The organism is Salegentibacter lacus (assembly GCF_020164555.1).
Lineage (GTDB): Bacteria > Bacteroidota > Bacteroidia > Flavobacteriales > Flavobacteriaceae > Salegentibacter > Salegentibacter lacus.
The window spans coordinates 1-16,705 of record NZ_JAIQZB010000017.1 but is presented as its reverse complement, the minus strand read 5'-3'; the positions used below and the strand labels follow the sequence as shown (position 1 = coordinate 16,705).

The window sequence follows — 16,705 nt, the reverse complement described above, 5'->3', positions numbered from 1 at the left end:
AATCTTTATGGAAAGACAACAACTACCAAATTCAACTTTAATTTTAATTTTCGGGATCCTCTCTATTATAGGATGCTGCTGTTATGGTGTTCTGGGAATTATTTTCGGAATTATAGCTCTTGTAATGGCCAAACGCGCCACCGAGATCTACAACGCCGAACCTGAATTATACACCGGTTATCAAAATGTAAAAACTGGAAAAATCCTTGCTATTATTGGTCTTGTATTGAGTGCCATTAGTTTAATTAGCTCTATTGTAATGCTTATTATGTATGGAGGTTTTGAAGGAATCTACGAAATGCAGGAAGAAATTTTAAGAGAAATTGAACAAAATCAATAATTTGTTTTTCCCTTAAAAAGCAAAAAGCCAGCTAGAAATAGCTGGCTTTTTTAGTTAATGTATTTTGAAAATAAAATTTACTTCTCAAATTGCTTTAGAGTAGTAGTAATAATATCTACACAATCTCTAATTTGCTCTTCGTTCATCACTAACGGCGGTGCAAAACGAATAATATTACCGTGGGTCGGTTTGGCTAAAAGTCCGTTCTCTTTTAATGCCATACAAATATCCCAGGCTGTTGAGCTATCTTCTGAATCATTAATCACAATTGCATTTAAAAGTCCGCGACCTCTTACCAGTTCAACAATATTGGAGTCCTTTATATAATCGTTCATAAGTCTTCTAAACAAATTACCCAGTTTTCGGGCATTTTGTGCAAGATTCTCGTCCTTAACTACGTCTAGTGCAGCTACCGCAGTTGCAGCGGCTACAGGGTTTCCCCCAAAAGTAGAACCGTGTTGCCCGGGCTGAATAACATTCATAATCTCATCGTCTGCTAATACAGCAGAAACAGGATAATTTCCTCCAGAAAGTGCTTTTCCTAAAATAAGCAAATCTGGTCTACTATAGGTTTCCTGACGCTCACAATGGCCTTCGCATGTACAGTCTCCACAAACCGCAAGTAATGCTCCGGTTCTGGCGATACCTGTTTGTATCTCATCTGCCATAAAAAGAACATTATTTTTATTACAGATTTCTTTAGCTTTCATCATATAATCGCTGGCAGGGGTGTAAACTCCAGCCTCACCTTGAATAGGTTCTACCAGAAAACCGGCGATATTGTCGTTGTCTTTTATAGTTCTTTCTAACGCGTCAATGTCATCGTAAGCTATTTTTATAAATCCTGGGGTATAAGGTCCAAAGTTCTTTCTGGCTCCTTCATCGTTGGAAAACGAAATGATGGTGGTTGTTCTTCCGTGAAAATTATTTTCACAAACAATTATTTGAGCATCGGTTTCTTTAACTCCTTTTTTCTCATAAGCCCATTTTCTAGCGATTTTAATCGCGGTTTCCACGGCTTCTGCCCCTGTGTTCATAGGCAGTATTTTATCAAATTTAAAATACTCGGTAGCATATTGCTCATAAGCTCCCAATATATCATTATGGAAAGCCCTTGAAGTTAGCGCTAACTTAGAAGCCTGCTCATACATAGCATTTACAATTTTTGGATGGCAGTGCCCCTGGTTTACAGCGGAATAAGCCGAAAGAAAATCGTAATATTTATTTCCTTCCACATCCCAAACGTGAACTCCCTCCCCTTTGCTTAAAACTGCAGGTAGCGGATGGTAATTATGCGCTCCATGTTTGTCTTCCAGTTTAATTGCTTCTTCTGAAGATTTAATTTCTGCTAATGGCATTTGAATGTTTTTTATCTGTTAACTTTTATAATTCCTTCTTTGCAAGCCTGTAAGGCACTTTTGGAGAGAAATCATCCAAATAATTCAGTTTTCGCAAATTACTAAATGTTTGTCGGAATTTTTAGGAACACAGGGAATAAATCTTTACAATTATTCTATTTTTGCGCTATGGGAAGAAGGAATAAAAACAAGGTATTTGAAGCCGTAGAAGTTACCGGTGCCGGCGGAAAAGGAAAAGGAATTGGGAAATCGCCAGATGGCCGTGTAATATTTATTGATAATGTGGTACCCGGTGATGTAGCCGACATAAAAACCACCAAACAACGAAAATCTTACTACCAGGGAACTGCTATTCAATTTCAAAAATTTTCAGATAAACGTGTAGAACCGGTTTGCCAGCATTTTGGAACCTGCGGAGGTTGCAAATGGCAAAATATGGGTTACGAATATCAACTGGAATACAAACAAGATGAGGTTTTAAATAATCTTATTCGGGTAGGTAAAGTTGAACTGCCCGAGGTTACTCCTATTTTAGGAAGTAAAGAAATTTACTTTTACCGTAATAAAATGGAATTTTCCTTCAGCGATAGCCGTTGGCTCACTCCTGATGAAATAAACAGTGGAAAAGATTTCGACGATAAAAATGCCCTCGGTTTTCATATTCCGGGAATGTGGGATAAGATCCTTGATATAAAGAAGTGTCACTTACAGGAGGATCCCAGCAATGCCATTAGAAATTTTGTAAAAGAATTTGGTACAGCTAACGGTTTAAGCTTTTTCAATGCCCGCAAACAGGAAGGTTTATTAAGAACTTTAATGATTCGTACCTCTTCTACCGGTGAAATTATGATATTAATCCAGTTTTTTCACGAAAACAAGGAGAAGCGGGAATTGCTATTGGATGCGGTGGCCGAAATGTTTCCTGAGATCACTTCGCTTCAATATGTAATTAACGAAAAAGGAAACGACACTATTTACGATCAGGAGGTGATTTGTTATAAAGGGCGTGACCATATTTTTGAACAAATGGAAGGACTTCAGTTTAAAATAAACGCAAAGTCTTTTTATCAAACCAATTCTGCCCAGGCTTACGAATTATATAAAATAACCCGTGACTTTGCCAATTTAAAAGGAGACGAAATTGTTTACGATCTTTATACAGGAACCGGAACCATCGCTCAATTTGTTGCGAAAAAGGCAAAAAAAGTAATTGGGGTTGAAGTTGTTCCGGAAGCCATTATTGACGCCAAAGAAAATGCCGAACGCAACCAGATTGAAAATGCCGAGTTTTTTGTAGGCGATATGAAAAAAGTTTTTTCTGAAGAATTTATCAATAATCACGGCCAGCCAGACGTTATAATTACTGATCCGCCACGGGACGGAATGCACAAAGATGTAATTGCTCAAATAATTGGTATATTGCCAAAGCGCATTGTTTACGTGAGTTGTAACTCGGCCACACAAGCCCGCGATCTCTCTATGCTGGATGAATTTTATAAGGTTACCAAAGTACAGCCCGTAGATATGTTCCCACAAACTCACCACGTAGAAAATGTTGTTTGCTTAGAAAGAAAATAAATGAATAAAAGTTTTTTAAAAAGGTCTATTCCACTGCTTGGTTTGCTTTTGCTCCTTCTGGGTTGCCAACGTGACGATATCTGTCCTGAAAGCACTCCAACCACGCCTATGCTGATATTGAGTTTTTATGATGTTGATGATCGTGAAAGCTTCAAAAGACCTACCAATTTAAGTGTAAGGTCTATAGTAAACGATTCTGTTAAGACTTTATATCAAAGAATAAATAGAGATTCCATTCAAATTCCATTAAGGACTAATCAAAATACTACAACCTATACTTTCACGCTTTTCGATGCTGAAGTAGACGAAGAAGATCCTGAATTCACGCCAGATACCGATACTTTAACCTTTACCTATGGAACCGAGGAAGTTTATGTAAATCGTGCCTGTGCTTATAAAGTAATTTATAATAGTCTAAAATTAACTATTGAAGGCGGGGAAGACGGCGAATGGATAGATTCTTATATTATAGAAGAACCCAATATTGAAGATGATACAGAATCACATATCAACATATATTTTTAGTATACTTTTCCTGTTTCTTGCCGGGCCATTGCTGAGCCAGGAAACGGCGGTACAACAAACAGAAATACAGGATAGTCTGGCCAATCGTGAAAAATTCGGGCTTCGGGTAGGTGCTGATATAAGCAAACTTTTAAGAACTGCTTTTCAGGATGATTATTCGGGTTTTGAGATTTTAGGAGATTACAGAGTTTATAAAAATTATTACGCTGCCGCAGAATTAGGGAATGAAAGTATTGGTTATACTGAAGATAATATTAGCCTAACGTCTCGTGGAAGTTATATAAAACTCGGCGCCGATTATAATGCCTATGAAAACTGGACAGGAATGGAAAACCTGATTTTTATAGGTGCGCGTTATGGATTTTCAACTTTCACTCAAGATCTTGAGGAATACCAGATTTATACCACAAATCCTTTTTTTGAACCTGATATAAGCTCTGAAACTATTGAATATTCCGGCTTAACTGCTAGTTGGGTAGAGTTAATTGCAGGGATTAAGGTTGAAGTACTTAATAATCTATTTCTCTCGTTTAATGTTCAGTTAAAAAGAAGATTATTCCAAACCACTCCGAATAATTTCGATAATCTCGCTATTCCCGGTTTTAACCGAACTTACGACGACAGCAATATTGGGGTTGGTTATGGCTACACTATTAGTTATTTGATTCCTTTTTATAAGAAATAAAAAAGTAGTTTTCCCGCAGTTTAAAAGTTCTTCAGCTCTCAAACTGCGAGAATACAGATCAAAATTTTACTCCTGATACTTCGCCTTTTTTGATCCCTGATAGATCTGGTACTTCAGCAATTTAGATTCCAGGGCACCGTTGTAAAGTTTTATTTTTCTGGATGGCCTTAAACCAACGTGTTTTATGGCTTCAAGATTAGAAGTAATAAACCAGGCATCGGTTCCCGGGTAGGCCTGCTTCAGCGTGTCTCCAATTGATTTATAGAATTTTGGCATATCGATTTCCAAACGTTCCCCGTAAGGCGGATTGAATAACATATGTAAATGCCTTTCTCCTTCTTTTTCAGATTCAAAGAAATCCTGCCTTTTTACTTTTATAAATTCAGTAAGATTGGCATTTTCAATATTATCAATGGCTTTATGCACTGCAGATGGAGCGGTATCATAACCTTTAATACTAAAATGAAATTCCCTTACTTTTTTCAGCACAGAAACTTCAATTTTTTCAAATAGATCTTCGTCCCAGTCCTTCCAACGTTCAAAAGCGAATTCCTTTCGGTTTAAATTTGGCGGAATATTGCAGGCAATCATTGCGGCTTCAATTAAAATGGTACCACTACCACACATAGGATCCAGAAAATCGCATTGCCCGTCCCAACCTGAAAGCAATAACATTCCAGCAGCTAAAACTTCGTTTATTGGTGCGATATTGGTTGCGGTTTTATAATCACGTTTGTGCAAAGACTGCCCCGAGGAATCAAAAGAAACATTGCAAAAATTCTTTTCAATATGAATATTGACTCTCAAGGTTGGAAAATCAAGATCTACATTTGGTCTCTTATCAAACTTATCCCGAAACCTGTCCACAATGGCATCTTTGGTTTTAAGGGAAATATACTGGGAATGCGTAAAAGTTTCAGAATGTACCGTAGCATCAATAGCCAGGGTATCGTCCACATCCATAAAGTTTTCCCAAGGTAATTCGTAGATTTGCTTGTAAAGATCTTCTTCAGAAAATATTTTAAAACTTTGATATGGTTTCAGGATTTTAATTGCGGTTCTCAGGCAAAGATTGGCCTTATACATAAAGCCGAGATCGCCCACAAAACTCACGTTCCTTGTTCCTTCTTTTACATCCATAGCGCCAAGTGCCATTAATTCTTTGGCCAAAACTGGCTCAAAACCATACATGGTCTTGGCAATCATTTTAAAATTATTTTCCATATCGGTTTTTTATAGTCCACAAAAATAGGGTAATTTTGCTGAATAATGGTATTGCCGGCTGGGGATGCTGAAATATAACCGATGCATTTACGACTTAGTTTTTTAACTCGATTAATGAGATTTTAAATAGCCGTCACCAGTGTCGCTTATTTATTTTTTAATCCCGATTAGCTTCGGGCAAGGCCTTGAGGTGTGTCCCGGGGAAGTTTACTAATTATTTTGACCTTAATTAATGATCTATATTTTACCCTTAATTTCTGTAATTGGCGGTTACCTTATTGCTGTTTTCTTAAAACCCTCCTCCTCCACCGGTTTTAAATTGCTGCTTAGTTTTAGTGGTGCGTATCTCCTCGCAGTTACCATATTTGAATTGCTACCCGAAGTTTATTTAAACGGAACCGAGGAAGTTGGCATTTTCATTATGCTTGGTTTATTGCTGCAAATTATGCTTGAATTTGTTTCAAAAGGGATTGAGCACGGGCATTTACATCAACAGGAGGGGATGAATAAATTCCCGATTTTATTATTAATAAGTTTAAGCATTCACGCTTTCCTGGAGGGTTTCCCAATGGATGAAGGCGATCATATTCTCCACGGCGTTGTGATTCATAAAATTCCGGTAGCGACCATACTTTCGGTCTTTCTTATTCATTCTAATTTGAGTAAACTTAAAGTCGTATTATTTCTGGCGGTTTTCGCTTTAATGACGCCACTTGGTAGTTTCTTTAAATCGCAGTTCAGTTTGCTTCAGGACATTTCAATTTACATCAACGCGCTGGTGATTGGTATTTTTCTGCACGTTTCTACCACTATCCTATTCGAAGCTTCAAAGAATCATAAATTCAACATTTCTAAGCTGGCGGTGATTGTCGGCGGAATTTTACTGGCTTATTTTATTTAATATGTTTAGCAAAGCCGAAAGCAAAAAATTAAGACAGCAGTTCTGGACAAGTTTTGGAATCGTTTTTCGTAGAAAATGGCTGCTTTATGATACCGGTATAAAAGAGCTACAGTTAAAATTCACGTTTAACCGAAAATTTGCCCAGGTTTCCATAGATGTTTTAGATGAAGACCCACTGATTCGAGCCTATTACTTTCAAAAGCTGCTTTCACTGAAAAAAATCCTGACTTCGGAATATTTACCTGAAGCTGAATTTGATGAAGAATACGAACTTCCTGAAGGAAAATTAATCTCCCGGGTTTATGTTCAGTTAAACAATGTGAGTATCCATAACCGAAACCAATGGCCGGAAGCGATGAAATTCCTGAATGATAATATGGAACAAATGGAAGCTTTCTTTGTGGAGTATAAGGATCTTTTTAGGTAGTTATCAAATTATTGCTAAAAGGGTCTAAACCTGCTATTATCCTGAAATATTTCTGATTAAAGCTTTATATTTCGCGGGATATAACACCGTGGCGCATAAGTAAAATATGAAAATACCTCAAGATTCAATAGTATCCGATACTTTGAAAATAGAAGATTCAATTTATCATTTTCAACATACACTAGAACTGACAGCAAGTTCCGGTTATTCTCAAATTTGGACAAATGCTATCACAATTTTTTTAGCATTAGTCGCTAGTTTAATTGCATTATATCAAGTAAAAAGTAATATAATTTCTAGTTCAAGAATAAAATGGATATAAAATCTAAGAAGTGATATTAGCAGTTATACAACAGAAATCGCTCATTGCTCTATGATTTTAGAACGTCAAATAGTCGAAAGCAAAGGAAAAAGCGAGGAGGAAATTTATACTGTTTCAAAAAAATATTATTCCGACTATATTGAGTCTCATATGAGATCAGATGTTCTAGCACAAAGAATATTCTTATAACTGAATTCTGAAGAAAAAGATCATAAAAAAATAGAGGAGATAATACAGAAAATTTCAATACAACTACATCGAGAAGACTTAAATAAACTGGATGGTAATCTTATAGACAAACAGATTGAAAAAATCACAGAAATTTCCAAAAGTGTAATTAAGGCTGAATGGAAAAGTCTAAGAAAATTTTTAAAATTTAACTTAAGTCGCATTAAGAAAAATAATGAGTGTTTTCGAGAAAATCTAATTTAACATTATAATTAAAAAACAGTTAAACCGGCAAATCATCTTAATTGAAAATAGAAATGAAAAGAGTTCACGGATACGAGCTAGCTTCCAAAGGCGACAGATTAGTAGCTGCAATTGTAAGATCCATAATTATTTTAATGGCTTTCATATTAATCTACACAGTCTTAGGAACTCCTATTTCTGAAGTTTTAAACTCTGATGCAGATTTAACAGATATGCTTTTTGGAATAATTCAAAGTTTAATCTTAGGAGCTATCTTCTATCCTCTCTTTATAGGGAATATTGGTCACAAGATTTTTGGACTTAAAGTTATTTCCGTAGAAAACGGCGAGGATTTTAAAAAGTACGACGAAGGAGCCTTAAGAGAAGCTCTTAAAAATTTGTCGGGTTATTTAATAATTCCAAATATTTGGATCTTATGGGACGAAAAGAATCAGAACTTATATGATAAGTTAACAAAGACTTATGTTGTGAAAAAGCACTAAACCACCATATTAGAACATGGTTTAAAGTTCCTAGCGCATTTCACTTTAAGAATTAATATTTTTAGGACCAGGAACGGAAAACAACACAATCAAACCATAATGAATAAAAAATTAAAAATTATCAGAACCTGGAAAGGCTGGACTACCTTAGAAAATGCTTCTGCTTATGAAGATCTGTTAGTTAATGAAGTATTCCCTACAGTAAAAAAGAACGGAGTTGATGGGCTGGAAAAAGTTAATATCGCTGCAAAGAACAAAATTGATGAAGTAGAATTCTTTCTAACGCTTCAATTTGATTCAATGGATTCTGTAAAGATCTTTGCCGGAAAAAATTATGAACAAGCCTATATTCCGGAAAATGCAAAACCACTTTTAAAAAGGTATGATAAGACTGCCGAACATTATGAATTAAAAGGTGAATTAATACTATAAATTGTAGCCAAAAACTTCTGAAAATGGCTTAAAACACGCACTTTCCTGCAATAGCTTCTCTAAAAATTATTCTAATTTTAATTAATTTCAGTAAATTTAGAAGGATACTGTAGAAATAAAGTTTACTTATTAAACCAAACGCTTTAATTGATTACGTTTCTGCGAACAATTCCACTAAAATTTAAATCTTAAATTTTATGATAAAGTCATTTTTAATAAGCGTGTTTTTATTGATCTCCTTATTGGGATTTTCACAACAAAACGACAGTCTGGCTGAACCTTTAATTTCCGTAGACCAGAAAAAGCTCCTAAAAAATATAAATTTCACCTTCGATATGCGTATGGAGTTTAGAGCATATAAATTTAGAGGCGGAGACCAGTATTACAACGGGATGCAGTTTCAAAATGGATTTACAGCCCTTGGAATTTCGGGCAAATTACACGAAAAAGTGGATTTTCGGTTTAGACACCGTTTTAATAAAGGCGGGAATGTGCAAAGCCTGGACCAACTGGGCAACAATATCGAAATTGCCTATATAGATGTTAAAGCGAGTCCGTTACTTAATATTAGACTTGGAAAAATGAATCCGTTTTATGGAGGTTATGAATATGAGTTCAGCCCTCTGTATGTTTTGGAATATAATGATATTTATGGCAATGCCCTGGCATTTGTCACAGGAGCCGGAATCACTTATCAGGCTTTTGAAAACCACGTATTTGGCTTGCAGGTATTAAATTCGCGTACTATGCTTTATGAGGATCTTTACGGCGATGTGATTGCAGAAAATATCCAGGAACCTATCTGGCCGGTTTCCGTTGTTGGAAATTGGCGTGGAAACTTTTTTGATGGAAAACTAGAAACCATTTATAGCCTTAGTTATGGCAATGAAGTAAAAAACAGAGGAACCTATTTTTTTACCTTAGGCCATAAATACCAAAACCGGGATTTCACCCTAATGTACGATTTTCATTACAGTTATGAACAGGTGGATACCAAGGGTATTATGACCAATCTTCTCGCTGACGGTACTTTGGCTGAAAATGTTAGGTATATCGAAAACTGGTTAAGAGCAGAACATCGCTTCAGCCCAAAATTCAAAGGCTTACTAACCCTGATGACTAGCAGCGCCTATGACAATATGGAAACCGATAATGACCACATGAGAACCAGTTATGGAATAATCCCAACCATTTATTACAGTCCGTTTAAAGACATTGACATTCGGTTTTTCTTAGCTTATATTGGCCGGTATTATGATTATTCAACTTATGCCAAAGAAACACTGGGAGCAGCCAACTATAACAGAAATGAATTAAGAGTTGGTGTTATCGCTCCCCTATTACTATTGTAAGATTAAGCTTTCCGAAATAATTAGATATTTTAAAAGCAATAGGTGATAATATCTTATCCCCCGTTTTTTGTTCTGCTACATCTTCAATTAAAACAAGGCAGCACGGCAATATATCCAAGCCTGAAAATTCCTCTATGTAATAATAATGATACTCGTTCCTCCACAACTTTTCAATAACCAAAAGCTATAATGGAATTCAACAAAACGAACGGAAAAATTATAAAATAAATCTAATTAATTTATATTGCCGACCTATCTAAAAGTAAAGATTATGAAGGACGATAAAGTGCTAAATTATATTGATGATATATTACAAAATATGCCAACAGATTGGTTGAAACTAACAACCCATCGATTAGATATTTATAATGAAAAATTAGCTAAAACTGAGTTTTTAGAGCAGTTTGAAAGCTTGTTTGCAGCTAACAATTCTGAAACATCACCACTTAGTAAATTACCAACGGCTTTCGACTATATTCGATTAGGTCATCCTTTATCCTCGATCCTGGAATGGGCAATAGCTAAACTAAATGACCTGGAACCAGATAATGTTATTAGTTTTTCATCAAGGACGATTCCTGCTTTAGCCGTTCTACGAAAGAATTTATTCGACAATAAAAAGACTCAAATCGTATATACCGGGGAACTACCCGATTATTTTGATGCAGATGCAATAAAACGTGTTTACGGTTATAATTTTCAATTGAAGCAGATTGAGAATACTGAAGGGATTTCTGAATTTGACGGCAGTACTGTTTTTATTTCCCAAGAAGACGAAATTGGCAAAATTGATCTTAATCCTAATATCGACTTTTTTGTTAGTATACATCCTGACTTGGGAAGTGTTTTAATAGTAAATGGGAATGAAAACGAGAGTTACGTTTCCGGTATACAACACGTGCGAAGAAGAGAGACCATTGCAATGACACCGGCCGATTGTTTTTCTGCCTTGCAGCAGTTAACAGGAAAATCAGTTTCTAATCAAAAGAAATCTGATGTTGAAACAAACAAAGCAATTGTAATTGATTCAATTAAAAAGATTACAGGCACAGATACAACAGCGCTACTTGGTTCTTGTGGGCTATCTGTTCAATATGCGATCATGATGGGGCTCATAGACGATGCTCTTGAAAAACATCCAGGAAAGGCTATCAAAATTGTTGTGCCTCCAAATTGTTATGGCGGAACAAACGACCAGGCCCGGCGGGTAGCTGCTTGTATTGATAATGTTGAAATAGTCGATTTACTTGTTGACGGCGATAACGATATGGTTCAAAGTATTGACTCTGTATTAGAGGAAATTGCTAAAAATGATGCTGTTCCTTACATTATTGCGGAAATCCCGACCAATCCCAGGGTGGAAGTTCCGGATCTTTTAAAATTAAAAGAGGTTTTAAGTAAAGTGCGTAAAACTACAACCGGTGAAACTGCAATTGATCCCGTATTTATTTTAGATCAAACATTTTGTCCTAACGTACAATTCTTAGCTGATGATGGCATACTCTCAGATATCAGGACCATTTCTTATGTTAGTGGATCAAAATTTCCAAGTGGCGGAAAATGTACTGCCGGTTACTGTGTAACTAATGATAAAGCTGAAGCTTTGTTAGATAAAATAGAAAAACACCTGATAATTTGTGATAACGAAGCTACAGATCTTCAAGTTCAAATTTTAGCAGAGCAATTGCCTTCTATGAATCAAAGGATTAAAGATGCTTATAAAAACACACGTGAATTTGTAAACTATATCAAAGAGACTTTACCAACGGCGAAAATCAATTTTGTATCAGAAGAATTAGCTGAACAGGGCTTTACACCATCTGTTTTTTCATTAGATCTTCCTACGAAAGGAAATACAGATGAAGAAAGAGAGGCTTATAAACGAGCATTAAATCAAAAACTGATCGATATGATGATTAGTAATATCCCGAATGAAAGTAAGTATTGTGTGAGTTATGGGCAGTTAAAAGGATGTTACTGGACGATACCTGCAACATCTACGCAAGGAACGACCAAAGAAGACGACAAAGATTATATTGCCCGTGTATCTGTATCCCCCGATTTGGATCTTGAACTTCATAAAAAAGTATTTTCAGATTTCGTTGAGCAAATTAAAGCCAGTTAAAATGATTTTAATAATAGTTGCCCCGGAATAAACTTCCGGGGCAGCTATTATTTTTTAATTTAACTAAGAGCGCTAGCCCAATAATATCTATTTAATATAATTGAATTAAAATCTCAAAACGAATCAATTACATTAAGTAATTTTTAATAATTGTTTAATCTTATTTAACAGGTATTTTTCCAGTTTTCCTGTAAATTTCTTACAAATAATTAATACTTCCAATTAAGGAATGTATTAAAAATGAAAGCGGGAAAATGATGTTGAGGAAACCTTCTGAAGTAGACCATCTGGAAAAATATTATATTGCTAATTACACTTCGGCGATATACTATAAACACTGTATTTTAACGACTAAAAAAATCTTTTTAAAGAAATTGTTTAAATCATTATACAATCATAAAAAAGCATTGAAGGATGATTTAGACAGGCATATTTTAGATGCAAAAGACCAGGAATATCTGGAAGATCTTCTATTAAAATGTAAAAAAGAAGTGTTGAAAATGCACCAAAATTTAAGTATGAATACGAACCCTAAATCGGGACAAATTTGCACCGAAATGGAAAATCGGTTTTTCAAACAGCTGTATCAAACACTTCAATTATTAACAGACGGAAGTTTGAGAAACACTTTATTGAGTCACAAACATCAATCTAAAGCTTTACAGGAAAAATTAAACCTGGTAAGTAAATATCTTATTTAAGACTTTACTTTCCCCTTATTATATTTTCAATTTATAAGTTTGCTGTGCAATTTCTAATTCTTCATTTGTAGGAATAACCAACACGCGGACTTGAGAATCTTCAGCATTTATAGTTCTCAATTCTTTCAGGCGTTGTTTGTTTTTTTCTTCATTCAGTTTTATTCCGAAGAAATCCATATCCTTACAAACCAGACTTCGAATAACGTCGCTGTTTTCACCTATTCCAGCAGTAAACACAAGCGCATCCACCCCATTCATCGCAGCTGTATAAGCTCCTATATATTTTTTAATTCGGTAGGCATTCATTTCCAATGCCAACTGGCACTGCCTATTTCCCTTTTCGGCCTGTTCTTCAATATCCCTAAGATCACTATAACCGGTAAGCCCATACATACCGCTTTTATTATGCAAAATATCACTTACTTCCTGGGCTGAATATCCCAATTGTTCCACCAGATAAAAAATAACCGACTGGTCTATATCTCCACTCCTGGTTCCCATAATAAGTCCGTTAACAGGCCCAAAACCAAGGGAATGGTCTACACTTTTCCCATCTTTTACAGCCGTAATACTACACCCATTTCCCAGGTGAATACTTATTATTTTAGAATTCTCTTTTTGTAGATATTCAATTGCTCTTTCGGTCACATATTTATGACTTGTTCCGTGAAATCCGTACAACTGGATATGATGCTTTTCAAAAAATTCTGTAGGAATTGCATACTGTGAAGCCTTTTCGGGGATACTTCTATGAAATGCAGTATCAAAAACTGCAACCTGTGTGGCTTTTGGAAAAAGGTCTTCTGCTACCTCAATACCTTTTAAATTTGGCGGATTGTGTAATGGTGCCAGGGAAAAATATTCTTTAATTTTCGCCTTTACCTTTTCGTCTATCACTATGGTTTTAGAAAAACTATCCCCGCCGTGTACAACCCTGTGCCCGATAGCAGGTATTTCTTCAGCGTTTTTAATAACGCCTTTTTCAGAATCCATTAAAAGATCGGTGATAGCTTTTAATGCTATGGCGTGATCTTTTGCTGAAAGCTCTTCAGAAATTGAATCGTTTTCTGTTTTATAATGAAGTTTTGAGCCTTCCAATCCTATACGCTCTACCATTCCCGAAGCTAAAACTTCTTCTGAAGGCATTTTTATTAATTGAAATTTTAGAGACGAACTTCCTGAATTTATAATTAAAATATTCTTCATCTGTTTATTTTTGAGTCCAGCATCTTACTGGTTTCATTCTAAATTAAATTCCTTGTGCTTGTATGGCGGTTAAAATTACAGTGTTATAAACATCTGCTACAGTACATCCGCGACTCAGGTCGTTTACCGGCTTATTTAAGCCTTGAAGCATTGGTCCTATGGCCAAAGCTCCGGTTTCACGTTGCACAGCTTTATAAGTATTGTTACCTGTATTTAAATCGGGGAAAATTAAAACATTGGCCTGGCCTGCTACTTCAGAATCGGGCAACTTACTTTTCCCAATACTAATATCTACAGCAGCATCATATTGAATTGGACCTTCAATTTTAAGATCTGGTCTACGTTTTTTAACTATTTCAGTGGCCTCTCTTACCCTATCTACATCTTCTCCTTTTCCGGAAGTTCCCGATGAATAAGAAAGCATAGCAATCTTTGGATCAATACCGAATGCTGAAGCACTTTCAGCAGAAGAAATGGTGATTTCTGCCAATTCTTCTGCAGTAGGATTAGGATTAATTGCGCAATCTCCAAATACTGAAACCCTATCCTCTAAACACATAAAGAATACAGAAGAAACAACTGAAACATTTGGTTTTGTTTTTATGAATTGCAGTGCTGGTAAAATTGTATGCTGGGTGGTATGTGCCGCTCCAGATACCATTCCGTCTGCGTGACCTTTATAGATCATCATTGTTCCGTAGTAAGAAACATCACTCATACGGTCTTTCGCCATATCCATATTCACACCCTTATGCTTTCTTAATTCATAAAAAGTTTCTGCATAATCCTGAAAATTTGGAGAGTTAACAGGATCTATAATATTTACTTTCGAAAAATCAAGATCTAGCGCAATCTTAGCCACGGTTTTCTGAATCGTATTGAAATCGCCTAACAAAGTTAAATCTACCAGGTCCATATCTATAAGCCGTTTTGCTGCTGAAAGGATACGCTCATCAGTTCCTTCCGGTAAAACTATATGTTTTTTACTTTGTCTGGCGCGTTTCACTAAATCATACTGAAACATTCTGGGAGTTCTACCCTGCGGTTTATAATTTGTTAGTTTTTCTACCAGCGGATCAAAAGATACGTAGCGTTCAAAAATACTGATGGTGGTTTGTATTTTCTGAATACTATCGGCATAAATATTAGACTTTATGGCGCCTACTTTATTGGTAACTACAAAAGTTCCTTCCTGAACTGAAATAATTGGAACGATATCAGATAAACCTTCAATTAACTTTAAAATTGATTCTTCCGGTCTTAAGCCACCAGTTAGAATAATTCCTGAAATTCTTGGATAATTACTCGAAATATTAGCTTGTAATGCACCCAAAATAATATCGGCACGATCACCGGGAGTAATTACTAAACTTTCATGCTTTAGAGTTGTTAGATAATTTCTAAGCTGCATTGCGCCCACTCCAAAATTTCCGGTTTGATTATCCAGAAAATCGTGACCAAACAAAACCGTTCCATCCAGGGCCTTTAGTATTTCTTTTAAAGTAGGGTTATTAAGCGTATCGATTAACGGAATTGCAAATACATCAACTTCCTGCGGTAGAAATCCTCGCATATTCTTCGTAGCAGGCTCCAGATTCTCTTCCTGGATTTTGTTACTAACCATAGCAATAACCTGAACTTCTTTATCTCTAAAAGCACGATAAGCCATTTGCTGGTTTCCTAATAATTCTTCCCAGGTCTTAAACTGACCGCTAACCACAATTATAACCGGAATTCCTAAATTTTTAGCGATAACCACATTTACATCAAACTCAAAAACACTACCATCACCAGAAAAATCACTGCCTTCTACCAGGATAAAATCAAAATCCTCTTCCAGCTTTTTATACTTGGTTATTATGGTATCAATAATCTCCCCCGATTTCCCATCATTCGTTTTCTGAATTACCTCACTTCGGGTAAATGCAAAAGTATCTTCATAAGGGATTTTTAAATCAAAATAACTTAAAACAGTATCAATATGATTATCTTTTTCGCCTTTTGGAACATCGTTTATAATGGGCCTGAAATAGCCTACTTTAACCATTTTCCCTAAAAGTGTCCTCATTAAGCCTAATGAGATCATAGATTTTCCGCTGTGGGATTCCAGCGTAGCGATATAAATTCCTTTGTTCATAGTATGTAAATTGTTCGGCAAAAATAAAGTTAATAAAAGAAAACAGCTTTTAAGTTATTCCTAAAAGAAAGTAAACCTGACATTAATCAGCTTTTGATTAATGAAACTATCTGGAAAGAGACTAACCACAAGTTATAATCGAAATTTTAGAAATTTGAATAGAACAAAAAAACCACCCAAAGTTGGTTTTAATAATTAAGTTTTTGGCATTTTATAGATCCAGTAATCCAACCAATAAAATATCAAAATTTACTTCTGAATTTGCACCTACAGAAAAGCCTAAAAGATCTATTTCTGAAGTGGTAATAGCCTCTATTTCTCCATCTAAATCTAGCTCACCATCGGCATCTTGTATCCATCCGAGCAACTACAAGTAGTAGATGGGTGGTATAATACTCAGAATTTAGGAATACCGATTTCTTTCTATCCCCCTGCTAGTATTGGTTATAGCCCTACTGGGTTTCAAAGCACTGAATGA

At 35.6% G+C, this 16,705-nt stretch carries 17 protein-coding genes; 12 read left to right on the top strand and 5 right to left on the bottom strand.

What is annotated here, in order from left to right; genetic code table 11:
- Window positions 1–7 precede the first annotated feature (7 nt).
- Window positions 8–340, top strand: coding sequence for a CCC motif membrane protein (locus LB465_RS13690; protein WP_070053152.1), 333 nt, complete (start codon window positions 8–10; stop codon window positions 338–340).
- Between the two features lie 77 nt (window positions 341–417).
- Here LB465_RS13690 and rocD read toward each other — a convergent pair whose 3' ends face one another.
- A complete protein-coding gene (gene rocD, locus LB465_RS13685; protein WP_224470432.1) occupies window positions 418–1,698 on the bottom strand; it encodes an ornithine--oxo-acid transaminase in 1,281 nt (426 codons plus the stop codon).
- Window positions 1,699–1,866: 168 nt separating this feature from the next.
- On the opposite strand from rocD, the gene rlmD reads away from it, so the two are divergent.
- From rlmD to LB465_RS13670, 3 genes are read left to right on the top strand one after another with little or no spacing between them, the layout of a single operon-like run.
- Window positions 1,867–3,276 carry a 23S rRNA (uracil(1939)-C(5))-methyltransferase RlmD gene (rlmD, locus tag LB465_RS13680; protein WP_224470512.1) on the top strand — a complete coding sequence of 470 codons (1,410 nt, stop codon included), beginning with the start codon at window positions 1,867–1,869 and terminating at the stop codon, window positions 3,274–3,276.
- A complete protein-coding gene (locus LB465_RS13675) occupies window positions 3,277–3,801 on the top strand; it encodes a DUF6452 family protein (RefSeq protein WP_224470431.1) in 525 nt (174 codons plus the stop codon). It abuts the gene before it with no gap.
- Window positions 3,767–4,486 (top strand): DUF6048 family protein, encoded by a 720-nt coding sequence (locus LB465_RS13670; RefSeq protein WP_224470430.1) that lies wholly within the window; start codon window positions 3,767–3,769, stop codon window positions 4,484–4,486. The genes LB465_RS13675 and LB465_RS13670 overlap by 35 nt, the downstream gene beginning before the upstream one ends.
- A 66-nt stretch (window positions 4,487–4,552) precedes the next feature.
- Here the strand turns inward: LB465_RS13670 and LB465_RS13665 are convergent, their stop codons facing one another.
- A complete protein-coding gene (locus LB465_RS13665) occupies window positions 4,553–5,710 on the bottom strand; it encodes a THUMP domain-containing class I SAM-dependent RNA methyltransferase (RefSeq protein ID WP_224470429.1) in 1,158 nt (385 codons plus the stop codon).
- Between the two features lie 232 nt (window positions 5,711–5,942).
- Here LB465_RS13665 and LB465_RS13660 point away from each other — a divergent pair, with 232 nt between their 5' ends.
- The 8 genes from LB465_RS13660 to LB465_RS13625 all read left to right on the top strand — a co-directional run bounded on the left by LB465_RS13660 (window position 5,943) and on the right by LB465_RS13625 (window position 12,884).
- Window positions 5,943–6,611, top strand: a complete 669-nt coding sequence (locus tag LB465_RS13660; protein ID WP_224470428.1) for a ZIP family metal transporter — start codon at window positions 5,943–5,945, stop codon at window positions 6,609–6,611.
- 1 nt (window position 6,612) lies between these two features.
- Window positions 6,613–7,038: a DUF4268 domain-containing protein gene (locus LB465_RS13655; RefSeq protein ID WP_224470427.1), complete on the top strand. Its 426-nt coding sequence runs from the start codon at window positions 6,613–6,615 to the stop codon at window positions 7,036–7,038.
- Between the two features lie 106 nt (window positions 7,039–7,144).
- Entirely contained in the window at window positions 7,145–7,360 is a 216-nt protein-coding gene (locus LB465_RS13650) for a hypothetical protein (RefSeq protein ID WP_224470426.1), read from the top strand.
- Between the two features lie 473 nt (window positions 7,361–7,833).
- Window positions 7,834–8,274 carry an RDD family protein gene (locus LB465_RS13645; RefSeq protein WP_224470425.1) on the top strand — a complete coding sequence of 147 codons (441 nt, stop codon included), beginning with the start codon at window positions 7,834–7,836 and terminating at the stop codon, window positions 8,272–8,274.
- 99 nt (window positions 8,275–8,373) lie between these two features.
- Entirely contained in the window at window positions 8,374–8,706 is a 333-nt protein-coding gene (locus LB465_RS13640) for an antibiotic biosynthesis monooxygenase (protein WP_224470424.1), read from the top strand.
- Window positions 8,707–8,903: 197 nt separating this feature from the next.
- On the top strand, window positions 8,904–10,058 hold the full coding sequence (locus tag LB465_RS13635; protein WP_224470423.1) for a porin: 1,155 nt from the start codon (window positions 8,904–8,906) through the stop codon (window positions 10,056–10,058).
- A gap of 271 nt (window positions 10,059–10,329) precedes the next feature.
- Window positions 10,330–12,183 carry a PLP-dependent aminotransferase family protein gene (locus tag LB465_RS13630; RefSeq protein ID WP_224470422.1) on the top strand — a complete coding sequence of 618 codons (1,854 nt, stop codon included), beginning with the start codon at window positions 10,330–10,332 and terminating at the stop codon, window positions 12,181–12,183.
- A gap of 254 nt (window positions 12,184–12,437) precedes the next feature.
- Window positions 12,438–12,884, top strand: coding sequence for a hypothetical protein (locus LB465_RS13625; RefSeq protein ID WP_224470421.1), 447 nt, complete (start codon window positions 12,438–12,440; stop codon window positions 12,882–12,884).
- A gap of 18 nt (window positions 12,885–12,902) precedes the next feature.
- On the opposite strand, the gene LB465_RS13620 is transcribed toward LB465_RS13625, so the two are convergent.
- The 3 genes from LB465_RS13620 to LB465_RS13610 all read right to left on the bottom strand — a co-directional run bounded on the left by LB465_RS13620 (window position 12,903) and on the right by LB465_RS13610 (window position 16,594).
- Window positions 12,903–14,090 carry an acetate/propionate family kinase gene (locus LB465_RS13620; protein WP_224470420.1) on the bottom strand — a complete coding sequence of 396 codons (1,188 nt, stop codon included), beginning with the start codon at window positions 14,088–14,090 and terminating at the stop codon, window positions 12,903–12,905.
- 43 nt (window positions 14,091–14,133) lie between these two features.
- Complete coding sequence (gene pta / locus LB465_RS13615; RefSeq protein WP_224470419.1) at window positions 14,134–16,227, bottom strand: phosphate acetyltransferase; 2,094 nt, start codon at window positions 16,225–16,227, stop codon at window positions 14,134–14,136.
- Between the two features lie 211 nt (window positions 16,228–16,438).
- Window positions 16,439–16,594 carry a hypothetical protein gene (locus LB465_RS13610; RefSeq protein ID WP_224470418.1) on the bottom strand — a complete coding sequence of 52 codons (156 nt, stop codon included), beginning with the start codon at window positions 16,592–16,594 and terminating at the stop codon, window positions 16,439–16,441.
- Window positions 16,595–16,705: the final 111 nt, after the last annotated feature.